This is a genomic window from Enterococcus malodoratus (genome assembly GCF_027659535.1).
GTDB lineage: Bacteria > Bacillota > Bacilli > Lactobacillales > Enterococcaceae > Enterococcus_A > Enterococcus_A malodoratus.
Genome location: NZ_JAQDPG010000007.1, coordinates 66,733 through 84,109, shown reverse-complemented (window position 1 = coordinate 84,109; position 17,377 = coordinate 66,733). Strand labels below are relative to the sequence as shown.

Below are 17,377 nucleotides of genomic sequence, written 5' to 3'. Positions count from 1 at the left end.
CGCTTACTCATTACTATATAGAAAGAGGATTGCTCCAAAGTAATTGGTACAATCCCTTTCGTGAATGCAATTAAAATTGTAAAACAAAATATTTTTTCTTACCGCGACGAACGACAATGTATTCATCAACCAATTTGTCTTGATCGCCCAACGTGTATGCGACATCCTGTACGCGATCACCATTAATGTAAATCGCACCATTCGTAATATCTTCACGCGCTTGACGCTTCGATTTCTCAATCCCTGAGGTTAGCAGAATTTCTACTAAGTTCAAATCATCTTCCGCTTGAACTTGGTAGCTTGGCACGTTTTTAAAGCCTTGCTTAATTTCTTCTGCATTCAAGTTTTTTACGTTTCCGCTGAATAAAGCCTCAGAAATATGCACCGCTTGATCATAGGCTTCTGCTCCATGAACTAATACCGTTACTTCTTTAGCCAAAGCTTTTTGAGCCGCGCGTTGTTCAGGAGCAGCAGTAAATTCTTCTTCAATCGCAGCAATTTCTTCTAAGCTTAAGAAAGTAAAGTATTTCAAGAATTTAACCGCATCACGGTCATCGGTATTGATCCAGAATTGGTAAAATTCATACGGCGACGTTTTTTCTGGGTCCAGCCAAACAGCATTGCCTTCAGTTTTACCAAATTTTGTACCATCGGCTTTCGTAATCAATGGCATCGTTAACCCAAAGGCCTGTTTGCCTTCTTCGCGACGAATCAACTCAATTCCTGATGTGATGTTTCCCCACTGGTCGCTTCCGCCTAATTGCAATAAACAACCGTAGCGTCGATTTAATTCATAGAAGTCATAAGCTTGTAATAATTGGTACGCGAATTCAGTGTACGAGATACCAGATTCAATCCGGCGTTTAACACTTTCTTTGCTCATCATGTAATTGATCGTAAAGTTCTTACCCACATCACGCAAAAAGTCGATCAATTTTAATTCGCCTAACCATTCATAGTTATTAGCGACGATCGCTGGATTTTCTTTATTTTCAAAGTCAATGATTCCAGAAAGCTGGTTTTTAATACTTTGTGACCAGTTTTGTACAGTGTCCAAAGTATTTAATTGACGTTCTGCATCCTTAAATGAAGGGTCTCCAATCATTCCGGTACCGCCGCCAACTAAAGCAATTGGCACGTGTCCGTTTTGTTGGAAACGACGCAACGTCAAAATCGGTAATAAATGACCAATGTGCAGACTGTCTGCGGTTGGGTCAAAGCCGATATATAGTTTAACAGACTCTTCGTTTAATTGTTTTTCTAAAGCTGCTTCATCTGTTACTTGAAAAATTAAGCCACGGGCTTTTAATTCTTGAAAAAAGTCTGAATGCATGTTTTATCCTCCTAATTTTTGTTGCTGCCTAACTCTAAAAAGTTAAACAGATGCTCATTACGCATATCATTCCTCAATGATTTATACTTTCCCATAGTAACTGAAAAAACAAGGAAATAAAAGCTATTCGCTAGATTTAATCGAAGTTCTGCATCAATAAAACGGCGCTTGAAGAAAAAAAGCCAAATAATGTAATAATCTTTGTTTTGTTTTAGTTAACAATTAGTTGAAGTTTTGATTACAAACATTGCATCCGCTTGTTAATAGAAGTAAAACTTTGCTATAATTCAACAGATAATTAAAATGAATAGAATCTAACGAGGTGGACTTTTTGGCTCACAAGAAAAAAATAAATAAGCAACCGAAAAAGAGCAGCAAAGGTAAAACAAGAACTTCTCTTGGAGGTCCTTTTGCACTCAATGTTTCATTGCGAGTGGTCAAGTCTTTATTGCTTGGCTTAATCGTCGTGCTCTTCCTAGGCGGCATGCTCGTCGTTGGGATCGGTGCTGGGTATTTTGCGCATCTTGTTGAAGGGACGCCGACGCCTACAAAATCCGAAATGAAGCAAAAAGTTGGCGACATCGCTGAGTCATCAAAATTACTTTATTCAGATGACCGAGAGCTGGCAACAATCCAAGCGGATCCGATTCGTGAGAAAATAAATTCTGATGAAATCTCGCCATGGGTAAAAAAGGCCCTAGTCGCTACTGAAGATGAAAACTTTTATGAACACCATGGTGTCGTTCCCAAAGCCGTTGTACGTGCCCTACTAGGTGAGATGGTTGGTTTTGGTGCTGGTTCAGGTGGTTCAACCCTGACACAGCAGCTGGTCAAACAGCAAGTTTTGACTAATGAGACTTCTTTCAAACGAAAGGCCAATGAAATCGTTCTGGCCTTGGATCTGGAAAAATACCTGAGCAAAGACGAAATTTTAACGGCGTACTTGAATGTCTCTCCTTTTGGTCGGAATAATAAAGGACAAAATATCGCGGGTGTTGAAGAAGCTGCGATCGGTATCTTCGGAGTTCATGCAAAGGACTTAAGCTTACCGCAATCCGCTTTTATTGCCGGTCTGCCGCAAAGTCCAATTGTCTATAGTCCTTACACCAATACTGGGGATTTAAAACAAGACTACTCGATCGGAATGAACCGAAAAGACGATGTCCTTTTCAATATGTACCGTGAACAAATGATTTCTAAAAAAGAATACGAAGACGCCAAAAAATATGATCTTGCAAAAGACTTCCAAGGACGCCAAGACGTGGAAGTTCAACAACACGGCTTCTTGTATTACACTGTTTATAATGAAGCTATCAGCATTGTAGCCAAACAGCAGGCTAAAGAAGATGGGATCAGTGATGCCGATTACGGAAAAGAAGAAGTTCAAAATCGTTATATTGAACAAGCCAAAGTCAAAATGCAAAATCAAGGGTTGGTGGTGAAATCAACCATCGACAAAAATATTTACGATGCGATGCAGTTAGGTGTCGCCGAGTACGGACAATATTTAGACGATGGATCAGGGGCAACGGTTGAGCCCGGAACTGTCATGATGAATAATAAAACGGGCCGAATCTACGGCTTCGTTGGCAGTCGTGATTACAATACGAACCAAAATAACCATGCGTTTGACACCGTGCGGCAAGCGGGTTCATCAATTAAACCAGTTTTAGTATACGGGCCGGCAATTGATCAAGGACTATTAGGAAGCGCGTCGCGAATTGCCGATTTCCCAATGAAATATCAGCATGGCGAACACGCAGGCAAAGAATTGGAAAATGCTGAAAATAAAGGTTCTAAGACTTTCCAAACAACACGAGAAGCCCTCGTTGAATCAACGAATATCACGGCCTATCATGTTTATCAAGATATGCTGACAAATAAAGGCTCTGATCAATTTGCTTATGATAATTACTTGAAGAAAATGAATTATCCGACTTCAAATGCTTGGGGTGTGGAATCCGCGCCATTAGGTACCACTGGGGTTTCGACCTTAACAGAAGTCAACGGGTTCCAAACGTTGGCCAATGGCGGTTCTTATCAACAGGGTTATTTGATTGAATCAATCACTGACAGCACTGGTAAAGAAATATACAAACATAAAGAGGCACCCGTTCAAGTGTATTCAAAAGCCACGGCTTCGATCATGAATGACTTGATGCGCAGTGTTATCAATGAACAGCATACGACGCCATTCAAATCGATCTTAAGCGGTGTGAATTATCCATTGAGTACTGCTGATTGGGTTGGTAAAACCGGGACGACTGATAACTATGCCGATAACTGGCTGATCGTCTCTACTCCTACTATCACATTAGGAACATGGACCGGTCGAGATGACAACAAACCAATGAATGATGGTGCTGGAAATCGAACTGCAACTTATATGGCCTACCTTGCTGGACGGATCTATCAGGTCAATCCAACTGTCTTTGGTGAAGATGAGAAATTCGAGCTGGCTGACGAAGTGAAACAAATCAAGGTTTCTGACTTCACTGGATTGAAACCTGGAAAAGTCAATCACGATGGTACAAACTACCAAGTTCCAAGTGGTGAAACAACTTCTCTTTGGGCCAAAGATGGTCCAGCAGATAATACTTACGAATTTGGTATCGGCGGAAACGACGATGACTATAAATCCTATTGGAATACCCGTAACAAGGTCAATGCAAAGAACAAAGACGATAAAGATGACGATTAATTAGCAAAGACTTCTCTATTGCAGAGAGGTCTTTGTTTTTGTCAGTACATTCGTCAAAGTTTCACTCATGCTGCTTGTAGCGGCACATGCTTTTTGGTATTCTACCAACAGAAAATCATTTTTTGAACGGAGGAAAAATAAATGACATTTGAAGAAATCTTACCTGAATTAAAAAAAGGGGCAAAAATTATCCGTGAAGGCTGGGGCGGTTTTGAATTATATGTGACGTTAGTTGAAGGCGAAGTGTTTGACGGTTCACCAGTGACGCCCTACTTTTTAATCAAGACAGCGGACGAAGGCTTCTCAAGTTTTGCCCCAACTGTTTGCGATATCTTGGCAGAAGACTGGAAAATCATCGAATGATGACCGTTGATTTTTCGGACAAAATTATTTTCATTACTGGAGCTGCTTCAGGTATCGGTGCGGCTCAAGTACAGGCTTTTCTAAAAGCAGGTGCACGTGTTTTTGCTTTCGATCAGCAGGAACAAAATCTACTAGAAATAGAAAAAAACTTTCCTGAACATTTTACCTTTTTCATCGGCGATGTTCGAGAGAAAAGACAACTGCAGGAAGCTATCCAAAACTGCCATGAAACTTTTGGCACAGTAAACATTTTGCTGAATACTGCTGGGGTCTTGGATGATTATTTAGCGTTGGCGGAAACGGACGAAGACTTGTGGGAACGGATTTTAACTACCAACATACAAGGGATGTTCCTCCTGACAAAGCTGTTGCTGCCCGAATTATTGAACAATCAAGGGACCGTTATCAATATGGCCTCTATCGCCGGACTTGTGGCGGGCGGCGGCGGTATTGCTTATACTACGAGCAAGCATGCGATTGTTGGGTTTACTAAGCAATTGGCGCTGGATTACGCTGCTAAAGGTCTTCATGTCAATGCCCTCGCACCCGGCGCAATCAATACTCCTATGAATCAAGCGGACTTTGCCGGAGATGGTCAGATGGCCAAATGGGTAGCTGAGGAAACCCCGGTTAAACGTTGGGCGAAGCCTGAAGAAGTGGCTTACGCAACATTGTTTTTAGCCAGCGATGAATCCCGCTATATGCAAGGCAATATCCTGCCTATCGATGGCGGCTGGCTTTTAAAATAGCTTGCATTTTTTACGAAAACAACTAAGATAAATAATAGCGAGATTTCGCACTGCGGCACTTCAATCCTTTGGTCGCAGTTATTAACGAGACTTGGTCTTGTAAAGGAGAATGATAAAATGCACCTTGAAAAAAGTTCAACACAACGTTGGACAACCACCGACACGGCAAAAATGGCCGTTGTGACGGGGCTCTATGTCGCTGTCACGATCGTATTATCCGTCGTAAGTTTCGGCGCGATCCAATTCCGCATCGCGGAAATGTTCAATTACTTGCCACTCTTCAACAAACGCTACACTGTCGCAATAACTTTAGGTGTGGCGATTGCCAACCTAGCATCCCCGCTTGGAATCGTGGATGTGTTCTTCGGTAGTATCTCTACTTTGATCGTTTTATTGATTTGCCGAGCAGTTACCAAAAATATCATAAGCCTTAAGAAAAAGATGATCATTACCGCTTTGATTTTTGCCTTTTCGATGTTTACGGTCGCTGGTCAACTGACCTTTTTCTATCAAGCACCGTTTTTCTTCAATTGGCTGATCATTGGTTTAGGCGAACTGCTTTCTATGTCACTGGGCGGTGGACTGATCTATTTGATAAATAAACGCATTGATTTAAAAAAATGAAAAGCGTGAGCAAATTGCTCACGCTTTTTTTAGCGATAAATCGCGATGGATTGATACGGTTTTAGTGTAATTTCTCTCTGAATCGTTTCCGTACCATAATTATCGATCAGAACTTTTCCTGATACAAACTCTTCCGGTATCTCGATCGTCGATTCTTGCGGGAAAAAGTTATTGAGTACCAGCAGCGATGCCTCTTTAAGGCGGCGAATGTAGCCATAAATCTGTGGATGATCCGGTAGAAAGGCTTCATAACTCCCTTCAGCGATTACCGGATATTCCTTTCTCAACTTGATCAATTCCTGATAGTAGCTAAATATCGATCCTTCCTGTAGTTCCTTTGCTACATTGATCTCGTCGGCAGATTTCCCTAGTGCTAACCACGGCGTAACCTGTGAAAAACCATTGTATTCCCCACTGTCCCATTGTATTGGTGTTCGAGAATTGTCACGAGACTTAGCCTTGACGATTTCAAAGGCCTCTTGCTCGGACTTGCCTTCTGTCAATAGTTCTTGATACGCGTTTAGACTTTCCACGTCAACGTATTGTTCCATCGAATCAAAATCGGGATCGATCATCCCGATCTCTTCCCCCATATAAATATACGGTGTTCCTCGATTCAAGTGGATCGCACCAGCCAGCATTTTAGCGCCTGCTACGCGATAGTTATCCACATCAACAAAACGATTCAATGCCCGCGGCTGATCATGGTTATTCCAGAAAAGTGCGTTCCAGCCACTTTCGGCACTCATCTGCGTTCCCCAAGTATGAAACAATTCTTTAAGTTTCGCAAAATCAAATGGCATCTGTGTCCATTTTTTTCCATCTTTGTAGTCCACTTTTAGGTGATGGAAATTGAAGGTCATATCCAATTCCTCACGGTCGGGTTTCGTGTATAAGATACATTCCTCAACTGTTGTAAAACTCATTTCACCAACTGTGATCATCTCGGATTCTTTTCCGAACGTCGCTTGATTCATCATGCGAAGATAGTCATGATTGATCGGACGATCGGTGTAAGCTGGCTTGCCGTCATTTTCAGCACAATCGTTTAAGAACTCATCTTTACCAATCAAATTGATCACATCAAAGCGGAAGCCTTTCACTCCTTTGTCTGTCCAAAAGCGGACAACTTCAAATAATTCTTCCCGCACTTCTGGATTGCGCCAGTTTAGATCCGCCTGTGTTTTGTCAAACAGATGCAAGTAATATTTTCCGGTATCGCCAAATGGTGCCCATGCATTTCCACCAAATTTGGACACCCAATCCGTCGGCTCATCTCGCAAAATAAAGTAGTCCTGATATTTTTTATCTCCAGCCAATGCCTTTTGGAACCATTCATGTTCCGTTGAAACATGATTAAAAACCATGTCCAGCATTACTTCGATATTGTGTTTCTTTGCAGTTGCCATTAGGGCTTCAAAATCAGTCATTGTCCCAAACATTGGATTGATCGCCGTATAATCTGCGACGTCATAGCCATTATCATTTTGCGGACTCGGATAGATTGGACTTAACCAAATCATATCAACCCCTAATCGTTTCAAGTAGGGTAATTTTTGTTGAATTCCTAATAGATCTCCTACACCGTCTTGATTTGTATCTAAAAATGATTTGGGATAAATCTGATAGATTACTTTCTCTTTAAAACTCATTTTGTCCTCCAGCTTCTACAATTCTGTTGCGATTAAGATTTTTTCATTGCTTGTGACAGCTGCTTCCTCAATCAGTGGATCAACTTGGAAGTCTGTCGAGTTTGTCACAATAATGGGAGTTTGTACTTCGTAACCGGCTGCCTTGATTGCTTCAACATCGAACTCCATCAATAGCTGCCCTTTTTTCACACTGTCCCCTTGCTTCACATGGCTAGTAAAATATTTTCCATCTAGCTGAACCGTGTCGATTCCAATATGAATCAATACTTCTGTTCCTTCGGTGCTTACTAAGCCGATGGCATGTTTTGTCGGGAATAATAAGCTGATTTGTCCGTCGAATGGAGCAACAAGTTTTCCTTCACTTGGATCGATCACGACGCCTTGCCCCATCATCCCTTCCGCAAAAACTGGATCTTTCGCACTGCTCAAAGGATGCAGCATACCAGCGATTGGCGCAAATAATTCAACAACCGAACCGGCTTTTTTTGGTGTTTCACTGCCTAAAGTTGGAACATTTTCTTCTTCGACGCGGTCGATTTTATTAAACAAACCTATTCGACGGAAAGTTAGGGTCAAAAGGAATGGAACGGCAACTGCAATTACCATACCGATAGCAAAGATCAAATAGTCTTGCGGACGAATCGCTAAAATCCCTGGTAAGCCGCCGACCCCAATCGACAGTGCCCGAACTTTGAACAAGGTAACGAATAACCCTGCGATCCCGCTGCCGATCATAGCCGCGATAAAGGGATACGTATATTTCAAGTTGATCCCAAACATCGCCGGTTCCGTAACACCCAACCAAGCAGAAATAACTGATGGAATTGAAACCTGTTCCTCTTTTTTATTGCCGCGATGAGCGAACACAACAGCTAAAACAGCCGCCCCTTGAGCAATATTTGATAAACAGATCATCGGCCATAAATTAGTTGAACCAAAATCGGCAATCAATTGCGAATCAATCGCCAAGGTCGTATGATGCAGACCGGTGATGACCAGAGGCGAGTATAATGCTCCGAAGATACCGCCGAACAACCAGCTAAAGCTAGAAGTTAAGCCAGCATTCACAACGGCTGAAATGGCAGTTCCGATTTTCCATCCGATTGGCCCTAAAATAATATGTGCCGCTAAAATCGTTGGAAGCAATGAGAAAAATGGAACGAAAATCATTGAGACCGCTTCTGGAATATGTTTTCGGAAGAAACGTTCTAAATAAACGAGTAAGAACCCTGCCAGCATTGCTGGAATAACTTGCGCTTGGTAACCGATTTTGTCAACGGTGAAGAAGCCGAAATCCCATGTCCAATTCTTTGCAATTTCTGCAGCTGTTGTACCGTTCACGGCATAAGCATTTAACAATTGCGGTGAAACTAGGGTGATCCCTAGGACAATTCCAAGGATTTCTGTAGCTCCCATTTTTCTGGCAATACTCCATGTGATCCCTACTGGCAAGAAATGGAAGATCGCTTCACCCGGCAGCCATAAAAAGCCATTGACACCGCTCCAAAAGGTTGAAGCTTCTACAATCGTTTGACCATTCAGCCAGCCCATTGGTACGGCTTCCAAAATATTTCGAAATCCTAAAATCAAACCGCCGACAATAATTGCTGGTAATAATGGCGTGAAAATTTCTGCTAAAACAGTAATGGCGCGTTGAACTGGATTTTGATTTTGTTTGGCAGCAGATTTCGCTGCTTCTTTTGAAACTCCTTCAATTCCTGAAACGGCTGCGAATTCATTGTAGAATACTGCTACATCATTTCCGATAATTACTTGAAACTGACCTGCATTCGTAAACATCCCTTTGACGCTAGGAATATCTTCGATTCGTTCCTCATCTGCCTTCTTTGGATCGTTTAATACAAAACGCATCCGAGTGGCACAATGAGTAACCGCGGAAATATTTTTCTTGCCGCCAATGGCCGCCAGCAGGTCCTTCGTATCCTTTTCATATTTTCCCATCTTTTTTCCCTCCGAATAATTTAACTTGTATGGATAAGTTCAGCTGATACATTTACTATAAGTGCTTTGAAGATATTTGTAAATCGCTTACATTTGTGGGATGTCGCCTTTTATTAGAACTCTCTAATTTTAATAAAGGATAACAAGTTTTATTAACTAAATATTGGTCTTTCAGTTCCAAACAAGTTGGCAACTAACCCAACAAGTTTGAGTAAAAATAAGAATTTACTCATTTTATTTTTCAACAATCATTAGAAAGCGTTTTACTTTTGAATTCGCTATTTGTATAATGAAAATACATATACGGACAAGTTGCGAAACTTTTCAATGAAACATGAATCACCCATTGGATTGGATTGGATTGTTTTGTTTTGTTTTGTTTTGTTTTGTTTTGTTTTGTTTTGTTTTGTTTCGTTTCGCTGCGCTGCAACTTGAAAGGAGGATTCGATGAAAAATTATGAGGTAATCTATCAAGCAATTGAACGTGGGATTTTAAAGGGTGTTTATGAGGCAGGTTCTTATTTGCCTAGTGAGAATAAACTTCGGCAAACGTATCACGTATCGCGGGACACGATTCGCAAATCGCTTTCCCTTCTGATGGCCAATGGCTACATTCAAAAAATTCAGGGCAAAGGTTCCCTTGTCTTGAAGCGTGAGCAATTGCGTTTTCCAGTTTCTGGCTTGACCAGCTATAAGGAGCTGCAAAATTCTTATGGGTATGAAAGCAGCACTGATGTTGTCAGCTTGAAAAAAATCGTCATTGATGAAAAGGCTGCACAGGTGACTGGTTTTGAGGTCGGGGAGATTTGTTGGGATTTGATTCGAACTCGTGCCATTGATCAGAAGAAAGTGATCTTAGATAAGGATCTACTCTTAACGACGATTGTTCCGGAGCTAGATACTGAGATTGCAAAGGACTCGATTTATCGCTATTTTGAGAATCAATTGGCATTGAATATCGCCTTTGCTGAAAAAGAAATCACGATCGATGCTCTGACTGAGGAGGATCGTGAGCTTCTGGATCTAAATCAACATGATATCAACATTGTCTCTGTAAAAAGCCGTGTTTTCACCAGTGATGCTAGGCAATTTCAATACACTGAAAGTCGCCATCAAGTTGATAAGTTTCGTTTCTTTGATTTTGCACGGCGGCATCCTTCGACGATGTAGTCTTCCTTCAGATAAAAAGAAAGGCTGCGCCGAAATCGGCACAGCCTTTTCACTATTATTGTTTTGTTGAACCTTTTTCGAAGATGCCGTGTGGCAATTCGATCGTTTTTTGTTCGATCTCTTCTTTGTTCATCATTTTCGTTAATAGACGCATAGCGACAGCACCGATATCATACAATGGTTGTGTCACGCTGCTTAGACGTGGACGAGCCACTTCTGTTAGCAATGAATCATTGCTTGTAATGATTTCGAAGTCTTCAGGGACTTTCATGCCTTTGTCGATCAAACCATCTAATAAACCGATAGCCAATTCATCATCGGTCACATAAGCAGCTGTTGCACCACTGTTTAAGATACGATCAGTCAAAGCCAATCCTTCTTTGAAGTTATAAGGTGCTTCAAAGATTAAGCCTTCGTTGTAATCCAAACCATTTTCAGCCAATGCTTCTTTGTAACCGCCCATACGAGCTTGTCCGTTGATTGCATCGATTAACGCACCGCTGATGAATGCAATTTTCTTATTGCCGTGTTTTGCTAATAAGTCGATTGATTCTTTTGTTGCTGCTTTGTAGTCGATGTTTACACTGCCGACTTGTTCGTCTGGATCAATTGAACCAGCTAAAACGATTGGTGTTTTTGAACGAGAAAATTCAGCACGGATTTCATCTGTAATGCGATGTCCCATGAAAATCACACCATCAACTTGTTTCGCTAATAGGTTATTCAGCACGTTGACTTCTTTTTGTGCCTCGCCGTCAGAGTTGGCTAAGATAATATTGTATTTGTACATCGTTGCGATGTCGTCGATCCCGCGTGCTAATGAAGCAAAAAACATATTGCTGACATCAGGGATAATCACACCAACTGTTGTTGTTTTCTTACTTGCTAGTCCTCGTGCGACTGCATTGGGACGATAATCTAAACGCTCAATAACTTCTAACACCTTTTTACGTGTTGTTGGTTTTACATTTGGGTTGCCGTTGACCACACGAGAAACGGTTGCCATTGAAACGTTTGCTTCGCGGGCAACATCATAAATCGTAATTGTTTGCTTTTCCATGGATATGCTCCTTTTATATTGTTTTCAGAAAATATCATTTACATTTCTAAAAGATAATAGCACGTTGTTTCATCGATTGCAACCGTTTTACACATTTTTCCTTATTTTTTTGTAAGCGTTTTATCAGAATCATTTTTCAATAAATTTTATTAGTGTTACAATCAATATAACGCTAATAGAAAGAAGGATGCTTTAATGAACCAAGAAAAAGTTTTAGAATTACGCAAATGGATGGAAAAAAACGATGTGGATTTGGCGTATGTCTCTGATGCAAGTCACATTGGTTACTTCTCCGGCTTTGACAGTAACCCAATGGAACGTGTATTGGCGCTTTTCATTCCACTTGAAAAAGACCCATTTCTTTTTGCACCAGGCTTAGAAGTTGAAGATGCAAAAGCCAGCAGTTTTGAGTACGATGTGGTGGGCTATTTAGATAGTCAAGATCCTTTTGCTTTGATCGTAGACGAAATCAAAAAACGCTATGGTTCTCCTAAAAAAATCGCGTTAGAAAAAAATCAATTGGTTTTGGATCGTTACCTTCGTTTGAGCCAAGCTTTCCCATCAGCTGATTTTTCGACCGACTTAACTCCACTAGTTCAAGAATTGCAATTATATAAAACAGAAGAAGAATGCCAACGTTTGATCGAAGCTGGCTCAACAGCTGATTTAGCTTTCGAGATTGGTTTTAGACATGTGAAACCAGGTGTCTCTGAAGAAGAAATCGTGGCTGAGATTGAATATGAATTGAAGAAAAAAGGCATTAAACAAATGTCATTCCCAACCGAAGTATTAGCTGGACCAAATGCTGCCAGCCCTCACGGTACTCCTGGTAAAAATACCTGTAAAGAAAATGAACTGGTTTTATTCGACCTTGGTACAATCGTCAATGGTTATTGCAGTGATGCTACTCGAACTGTGGCGTGTGGGAAACCGACAGATCACCAAAAAGACATCTACAATATCGTGCTAGATGCTCATATGGCTGCTTTAAACGCTGTAAAACCGGGTGTTACCTGCGGACAGCTAGATAAGCTGGCACGTGATGTTATTGAAAGCCATGGCTACGGTGAATACTTTAACCATCGTCTAGGTCACGGAATCGGCACAACGATTCATGAATTCCCGCAAATTGTTGGCGGCAATGATTTAGAGGTCAAAGAAGGCATGTGCTTCTCAATCGAACCAGGAATTTATTTGCCAAATGATGTTGGTGTTCGGATTGAAGACTGTCTATTCGTAACGAAAGACGGCTGCATCCCATTCACCAAAACTTCAAAAGAATTAACTATCTTATAATAGAAGAAAAAAGAAACACCATCCGAAAAATGGTGTTTCTTTTTTAGTTATCCTGCAACATTTTCTGATCATTGAAAAAATAGTAGCTCGTGACCAGATAAGCCAATAGAATCACTGCTAAAAAGAAATAAAAGACATGATCCTTAAGTGAATGCAGATACCACAAAACGAAGACCAAAACAGCGGGAATCAAAATGAATCGATTCCATGGCCGCTCCCAATACCTCCTGATCATCACCCACAGAAAACGCAACGGTAAAAATAGAATCCCAAACAACAACAAACCTGCGAACCACTGAATTTTTTTCATAACATCTGCCTCCTCAGCTTTTTGTGAAGAAGACCCTTCCGTTAATTGAACAGCCAAAATCCTTTCTAGACTACTTCGAGAAATCGGATCTGGTTCACTTTTTCCTAACTCCCATTTTGAAATAGTTTGTCTCGTCACGTAGATTTGATCTGCCAATTGCTGTTGAGTCATCTTCACTTCTTCTCTTCTTGAGCGAATTTGTTTTCCAATTTCCATCTTCGTCTCCCCTTAATGATTGATTACTATGACTCAAGATTACAGCAATAGCAGGCGTTGCGCACGCAATGGTAAAAAAATAGCCCTCAAAAGTGAGGGCTGCATCATTTATTCTGGATTATTTTTTTCGACTTCTTCCTTTAGTTCTTCTTTGACTTCGGAGAAATCGGGTTTTTCTTTATTTAACTCTTTCGTTTTATCAGCTAAAGCTTCAGCACCTTCAGAAACGGTTTCTTTCGCATCCTCTTTGGCCACTTTCGCATCGATCACGATATCTTCTGAAGCATCCTCAGCGACATCTTTCGTATCGCTGGCTGCTTTACGAAAACGGTCAGACAAATCAGAGCTTTGACGTTTCAAATCTTCCAAAGTATCCGACGTAATGTCATCCATATCGTCCATTGAATCATTTACTTTGTCCTTCACATTTGAAGCCAGATCACTTGCTTGATCACTTAAATCAGAGGCGCGATCTTTTACAATCGATCCCATCTCGCTGGTCTTTGCAACAAAATCATCTGTATAATCAGACGCTAAGTCTAACCAATCATCTGTTTTCTTTGCTAAGTCTTCACGCAATTCTTTTCCTGATTTTGGTGCTAATAATAAAGCAACGACTGCTGCAGCCGTTCCGCCGATCAAAGCACCTGCTAAAAATTTTCCGCGTTTTGCCATTCTTACCCCTCCGTTTTCGTTGTTGTTTTGCGATCTCTAAAGAATCTCATCGTCGTAGCACCAACTTTTCCTGCAACACTAGCTTTCGCTGCATTCTTACTGACACCACCGACTTTTCCCGCCAAATTTCGGCTTGTGGTATTCAAATCAGAGACACTCTGACTCAAATCAGCCACCGCTGTAAACAATGGATCAATTGTTTCAACTTTCCCATTAATATCATTCAACAAGTGATTGCCTTTAACCAGCAATCCTTCGACCTGCTGCATGAGTAAATCTACGTCCTTAGTAAGAACATCAATCGTCGTATTCGCCTCGGTCACTGTCGTTTCAACTTTTTCAACCGTTTTTGAAACTTGACTCAAGACACGCACTAAAAAGATAACCAAAACAACAAATGCTAGTGCCGCAATAATTGCTGCGATTCCACCTAAACTCATTCAATCGCTCCTCTCATTTTTCACTCATTATGCTAACTTAAATTATACCATTCTCATGGAAATTAATGAAAGAGAAAGAATTATAATTAAATCCAATAGAAAAGTACCTCAATTAAATTTCTTGAGGTACTTTCCTGAAGTTTTGACGAATGCCATTGTAAATGATTTCTAGATCACTGATTAAATCTGTTTCATCGAAATTCTGCTCAGTAAAACGATCAGCATGTCCACGAAAATAATTCGTCATCACACGTTCAACTTGAATAATTTCTTTATCAGTTAGTTCACAGTCTATGAAGATACGATCAAATGCAGCTCTTAAAAAAACAGAGATGTTTTTTTCATAAGAGCGTATGTACTCTTTTTCATAAAAAACAGTATAAAAGGCATTTTTATTTTTTGCGTAGGCTGTCCATGTTTTTCCTAACTCTAGAAAAGCGCAAAGATTGGCTCTGCCTAAGATAGCATCCACCAGTTGCTCGCGAAACTCCTCCATTGCCTTTCTGACTACCGCTTGCCGTAATTCTGTCACGCTCCCTGTATGCGTATACAACGAAGGAGATTTGACCTCTAGGCGATCAGCGATCTTATTGAGTCTTAGTCCGCTGATACCAGACTCAGAGACCAAGGCCATCGCACATTCGATGACTATTTCTCTATTTAATCGGGAAGTTTTCATTCAGTCTCCTTTTTTAATTCGTTATTTTCAAAAAACATTATATAACAAAATAACCAATTTTTTCTATTAATTATTATGATGATTTACATTTGAAAAACCAATGATTTAATAAATTAAAATAACTAACAATATAAAAAGCGCAGAATCAAATCTGCGCTTAGTTAATTATTTTTTTACTTTATTTTGACCACTTAACTCTTTTCCTAAAGCAATGATATAGTCATGCAATTTATCTTTGATCTCAGGATGTTTCAATCCATACTCGATACTCGTTGTCATAAAGCCGAATTTATCACCCACATCGTAGCGTTTGCCTGTAAACTCTTGTGCAAATACGCGTTGTGTCCGATTCAAAGTGTCAATCGCATCCGTTAATTGGATCTCATTGCCTGCCCCTGGTTTTTGTGTCGCTAATACATCAAAAATTTCAGGTGTCAGTAAGTAACGGCCAATAATCGCTAAATTACTTGGTGCTTCTTCAGGTTTTGGTTTTTCGACAAAGTTCTTCACATTGAACAAGCCTTTAGATACTTCTTCACCTGGATTGATGATGCCGTATTTTGATGTTTCCTTTTCAGGAACACGCATAACGGCGATCGTTGATGCATGCGTTTGTTCGTAATCGTTCATCAATTGTTTAGTCAACGGAACACGGTCTTCCATCAGATCATCACCCAACATCACGACAAATGGTTCGTTGCCAACAAAGGCACGTGCTTGCAAGACAGCATGCCCCAAGCCCTTTGGATGTGATTGACGAATGAAATGCAGATTAACATCGGTCGTCTCTTCGACTAATTTCAATAAATCTGTTTTGCCTTTTTCTTGCAGATTCATTTCTAATTCAATATTTGAGTCGAAATGATCTTCGATTGGGCGTTTGGCTTTTCCGGTCACGATTAAAATATCTTCGATCCCAGATTTTAATGCTTCCTCAACGATGAATTGGATCGTTGGTTTGTCAACGATTGGCAACATTTCTTTGGCCATCGCTTTAGTAGCTGGTAGAAATCTTGTTCCCAAACCAGCGGCTGGAATAACTGCTTTTTTTACTCGCATGAATACTGTCCCACTCTTTCTATTCTAAAGTAAATTCATTTTCAAACGTACCTTCACGCATCATCAAATCGCGACAAGCCTGACGCACGTCTTTGTCATTGTATAAAACATCATAAATCGTTTCAGTAATCGGCATGCTGACATTCATACTGTCAGCTAATTCCTTAGCAGCTTTCGTCGTTGAAACACCTTCGACGATCATGCCCATATTATCTAAAACTTCATCTAGTTTGTGTCCTTTGCCTAATAAATTCCCTGCACGCCAGTTTCGTGAATGAACCGAAGTACATGTTACGATCAAGTCGCCGACACCGCTCAAACCAATAAAAGTCAATGGATTTGCGCCCATCTCTACACCTAGACGACTGATCTCCGCCAATCCACGAGTCATAATAGCCGCTTTAGCATCGTCTCCGTAAGAAAGTCCTGCCAAGGCACCCGCCCCTAGAGCAATGATATTTTTTAAAGCTGCACCCATTTCAACACCGATGACATCTGGGTTGGTGTAAATTCTAAGATATTCATTCATGAATAGTTTTTGCACATATTCGGCTAATTTTTGATCTTTACAAGCTGCTGTGATCGTAGTAATATCGTGAACTGCCACTTCTTCTGCGTGACTTGGTCCCGATAATACAACCACACCTTGACGATGTTCTTCAGGAATTTCTTCAATCAAAACTTCTGAGATTCGTTTGTGCGTATCTTGCTCTAATCCTTTACTTGCATGGATAATTACGGGTTTATTTTCAGCTACTTTAGCAAATTCCTGTGCTACGGAGCGAATCGCTTTTGTTGGAACTACGAACAAAACAGCATCCGCATCTTTTACAGCTTCTTTCAGATCCTTTTCCCCTTTAATACTGTCGGGAATTTTTAAATCCGGTAAGTAGTGGCGATTCGTGTGGTACGTGTTGATTTCATCAATTTGCGCCTCATGATTTCCCCAAATTCTTACTTCATGTCCATTTTCGGCCAAGACTTGAGCTAATGCTGTTCCCCAAGAACCTGGTCCTAAAACTGCAACTTTTTGCTTCACAGAGATTTCCTCCTAGTTCGTATTAAAGTACTTCTTTTCATCAATATAC

General features: G+C 40.6%; 16 protein-coding genes. 6 read left to right on the top strand and 10 right to left on the bottom strand.

Annotation, left to right across the window (positions count from 1 at the left end; translation table 11 throughout):
- Nucleotides 1-70 precede the first annotated feature (70 nt).
- Nucleotides 71-1,333 (bottom strand): tyrosine--tRNA ligase, encoded by a 1,263-nt coding sequence (tyrS, locus tag PGP85_RS12600; RefSeq protein ID WP_270327790.1) that lies wholly within the window; start codon nt 1,331-1,333, stop codon nt 71-73.
- Between the two features lie 331 nt (nt 1,334-1,664).
- Here tyrS and PGP85_RS12595 point away from each other — a divergent pair, with 331 nt between their 5' ends.
- The 4 genes from PGP85_RS12595 to PGP85_RS12580 all read left to right on the top strand — a co-directional run bounded on the left by PGP85_RS12595 (nt 1,665) and on the right by PGP85_RS12580 (nt 5,770).
- Nucleotides 1,665-4,034, top strand: coding sequence for a transglycosylase domain-containing protein (locus tag PGP85_RS12595; protein ID WP_010740039.1), 2,370 nt, complete (start codon nt 1,665-1,667; stop codon nt 4,032-4,034).
- A gap of 141 nt (nt 4,035-4,175) precedes the next feature.
- Complete coding sequence (locus PGP85_RS12590) at nt 4,176-4,397, top strand: DUF2829 domain-containing protein (protein ID WP_270327788.1); 222 nt, start codon at nt 4,176-4,178, stop codon at nt 4,395-4,397.
- Nucleotides 4,394-5,146, top strand: a complete 753-nt coding sequence (locus PGP85_RS12585) for a 3-oxoacyl-ACP reductase (protein WP_270327785.1) — start codon at nt 4,394-4,396, stop codon at nt 5,144-5,146. The genes PGP85_RS12590 and PGP85_RS12585 overlap by 4 nt, the downstream gene beginning before the upstream one ends.
- Nucleotides 5,147-5,263: 117 nt before the next feature.
- On the top strand, nt 5,264-5,770 hold the full coding sequence (locus tag PGP85_RS12580; protein WP_270327784.1) for a QueT transporter family protein: 507 nt from the start codon (nt 5,264-5,266) through the stop codon (nt 5,768-5,770).
- Between the two features lie 29 nt (nt 5,771-5,799).
- Here PGP85_RS12580 and treC read toward each other — a convergent pair whose 3' ends face one another.
- Both treC and treP read right to left on the bottom strand, forming a co-directional pair.
- Nucleotides 5,800-7,422 carry an alpha,alpha-phosphotrehalase gene (treC, locus tag PGP85_RS12575; protein WP_270327783.1) on the bottom strand — a complete coding sequence of 541 codons (1,623 nt, stop codon included), beginning with the start codon at nt 7,420-7,422 and terminating at the stop codon, nt 5,800-5,802.
- A 15-nt stretch (nt 7,423-7,437) separates the two neighbouring features.
- Nucleotides 7,438-9,384 (bottom strand): PTS system trehalose-specific EIIBC component, encoded by a 1,947-nt coding sequence (treP, locus tag PGP85_RS12570; RefSeq protein ID WP_090402876.1) that lies wholly within the window; start codon nt 9,382-9,384, stop codon nt 7,438-7,440.
- Between the two features lie 447 nt (nt 9,385-9,831).
- Here treP and treR point away from each other — a divergent pair, with 447 nt between their 5' ends.
- The gene (gene treR / locus PGP85_RS12565) at nt 9,832-10,554 is read left to right on the top strand and encodes a trehalose operon repressor (RefSeq protein WP_010740045.1); all 723 of its coding nucleotides are present in this window, start codon (nt 9,832-9,834) and stop codon (nt 10,552-10,554) included.
- A 55-nt stretch (nt 10,555-10,609) separates the two neighbouring features.
- Here the strand turns inward: treR and ccpA are convergent, their stop codons facing one another.
- Nucleotides 10,610-11,614 (bottom strand): catabolite control protein A, encoded by a 1,005-nt coding sequence (ccpA, locus tag PGP85_RS12560; RefSeq protein ID WP_010740046.1) that lies wholly within the window; start codon nt 11,612-11,614, stop codon nt 10,610-10,612.
- 195 nt (nt 11,615-11,809) lie between these two features.
- Between ccpA and PGP85_RS12555 the strand changes: the two genes are divergently transcribed.
- Complete coding sequence (locus PGP85_RS12555) at nt 11,810-12,910, top strand: M24 family metallopeptidase (protein ID WP_010740047.1); 1,101 nt, start codon at nt 11,810-11,812, stop codon at nt 12,908-12,910.
- A 43-nt stretch (nt 12,911-12,953) separates the two neighbouring features.
- On the opposite strand, the gene PGP85_RS12550 is transcribed toward PGP85_RS12555, so the two are convergent.
- The 6 genes from PGP85_RS12550 to PGP85_RS12525 form a co-directional block, all read right to left on the bottom strand.
- Nucleotides 12,954-13,436: a helix-turn-helix domain-containing protein gene (locus PGP85_RS12550; protein WP_010740048.1), complete on the bottom strand. Its 483-nt coding sequence runs from the start codon at nt 13,434-13,436 to the stop codon at nt 12,954-12,956.
- A 108-nt stretch (nt 13,437-13,544) separates the two neighbouring features.
- Nucleotides 13,545-14,111 (bottom strand): YtxH domain-containing protein, encoded by a 567-nt coding sequence (locus PGP85_RS12545; protein WP_010740049.1) that lies wholly within the window; start codon nt 14,109-14,111, stop codon nt 13,545-13,547.
- 2 nt (nt 14,112-14,113) lie between these two features.
- Nucleotides 14,114-14,551: a DUF948 domain-containing protein gene (locus tag PGP85_RS12540; RefSeq protein ID WP_010740050.1), complete on the bottom strand. Its 438-nt coding sequence runs from the start codon at nt 14,549-14,551 to the stop codon at nt 14,114-14,116.
- A 112-nt stretch (nt 14,552-14,663) separates the two neighbouring features.
- The gene (locus PGP85_RS12535) at nt 14,664-15,230 is read right to left on the bottom strand and encodes a TetR/AcrR family transcriptional regulator (protein ID WP_010740051.1); all 567 of its coding nucleotides are present in this window, start codon (nt 15,228-15,230) and stop codon (nt 14,664-14,666) included.
- Nucleotides 15,231-15,395: 165 nt separating this feature from the next.
- Nucleotides 15,396-16,289: a UTP--glucose-1-phosphate uridylyltransferase GalU gene (gene galU, locus PGP85_RS12530; protein WP_010740052.1), complete on the bottom strand. Its 894-nt coding sequence runs from the start codon at nt 16,287-16,289 to the stop codon at nt 15,396-15,398.
- Nucleotides 16,290-16,308: 19 nt separating this feature from the next.
- Nucleotides 16,309-17,328 (bottom strand): NAD(P)H-dependent glycerol-3-phosphate dehydrogenase, encoded by a 1,020-nt coding sequence (locus PGP85_RS12525; protein ID WP_010740053.1) that lies wholly within the window; start codon nt 17,326-17,328, stop codon nt 16,309-16,311.
- Between the last annotated feature and the right edge of the window lie 49 nt (nt 17,329-17,377).

What these genes read in the sequence shown, in the direction of transcription:
- treC (WP_270327783.1), bottom strand. Translation starts at nt 7,422, where the DNA reads ATGAGTTTTAAAGAGAAAGTAATCTATCAGATTTATCCCAAATCATTT.
- PGP85_RS12550 (WP_010740048.1), bottom strand. Translation starts at nt 13,436, where the DNA reads ATGGAAATTGGAAAACAAATTCGCTCAAGAAGAGAAGAAGTGAAGATG.
- PGP85_RS12555 (WP_010740047.1), top strand. Translation starts at nt 11,810, where the DNA reads ATGAACCAAGAAAAAGTTTTAGAATTACGCAAATGGATGGAAAAAAAC.
- treP (WP_090402876.1), bottom strand. Translation starts at nt 9,384, where the DNA reads ATGGGAAAATATGAAAAGGATACGAAGGACCTGCTGGCGGCCATTGGC.
- tyrS (WP_270327790.1), bottom strand. Translation starts at nt 1,333, where the DNA reads ATGCATTCAGACTTTTTTCAAGAATTAAAAGCCCGTGGCTTAATTTTT.
- PGP85_RS12590 (WP_270327788.1), top strand. Translation starts at nt 4,176, where the DNA reads ATGACATTTGAAGAAATCTTACCTGAATTAAAAAAAGGGGCAAAAATT.
- galU (WP_010740052.1), bottom strand. Translation starts at nt 16,289, where the DNA reads ATGCGAGTAAAAAAAGCAGTTATTCCAGCCGCTGGTTTGGGAACAAGA.
- ccpA (WP_010740046.1), bottom strand. Translation starts at nt 11,614, where the DNA reads ATGGAAAAGCAAACAATTACGATTTATGATGTTGCCCGCGAAGCAAAC.
- PGP85_RS12545 (WP_010740049.1), bottom strand. Translation starts at nt 14,111, where the DNA reads ATGGCAAAACGCGGAAAATTTTTAGCAGGTGCTTTGATCGGCGGAACG.
- PGP85_RS12540 (WP_010740050.1), bottom strand. Translation starts at nt 14,551, where the DNA reads ATGAGTTTAGGTGGAATCGCAGCAATTATTGCGGCACTAGCATTTGTT.
- PGP85_RS12535 (WP_010740051.1), bottom strand. Translation starts at nt 15,230, where the DNA reads ATGAAAACTTCCCGATTAAATAGAGAAATAGTCATCGAATGTGCGATG.
- treR (WP_010740045.1), top strand. Translation starts at nt 9,832, where the DNA reads ATGAAAAATTATGAGGTAATCTATCAAGCAATTGAACGTGGGATTTTA.
- PGP85_RS12580 (WP_270327784.1), top strand. Translation starts at nt 5,264, where the DNA reads ATGCACCTTGAAAAAAGTTCAACACAACGTTGGACAACCACCGACACG.
- PGP85_RS12585 (WP_270327785.1), top strand. Translation starts at nt 4,394, where the DNA reads ATGATGACCGTTGATTTTTCGGACAAAATTATTTTCATTACTGGAGCT.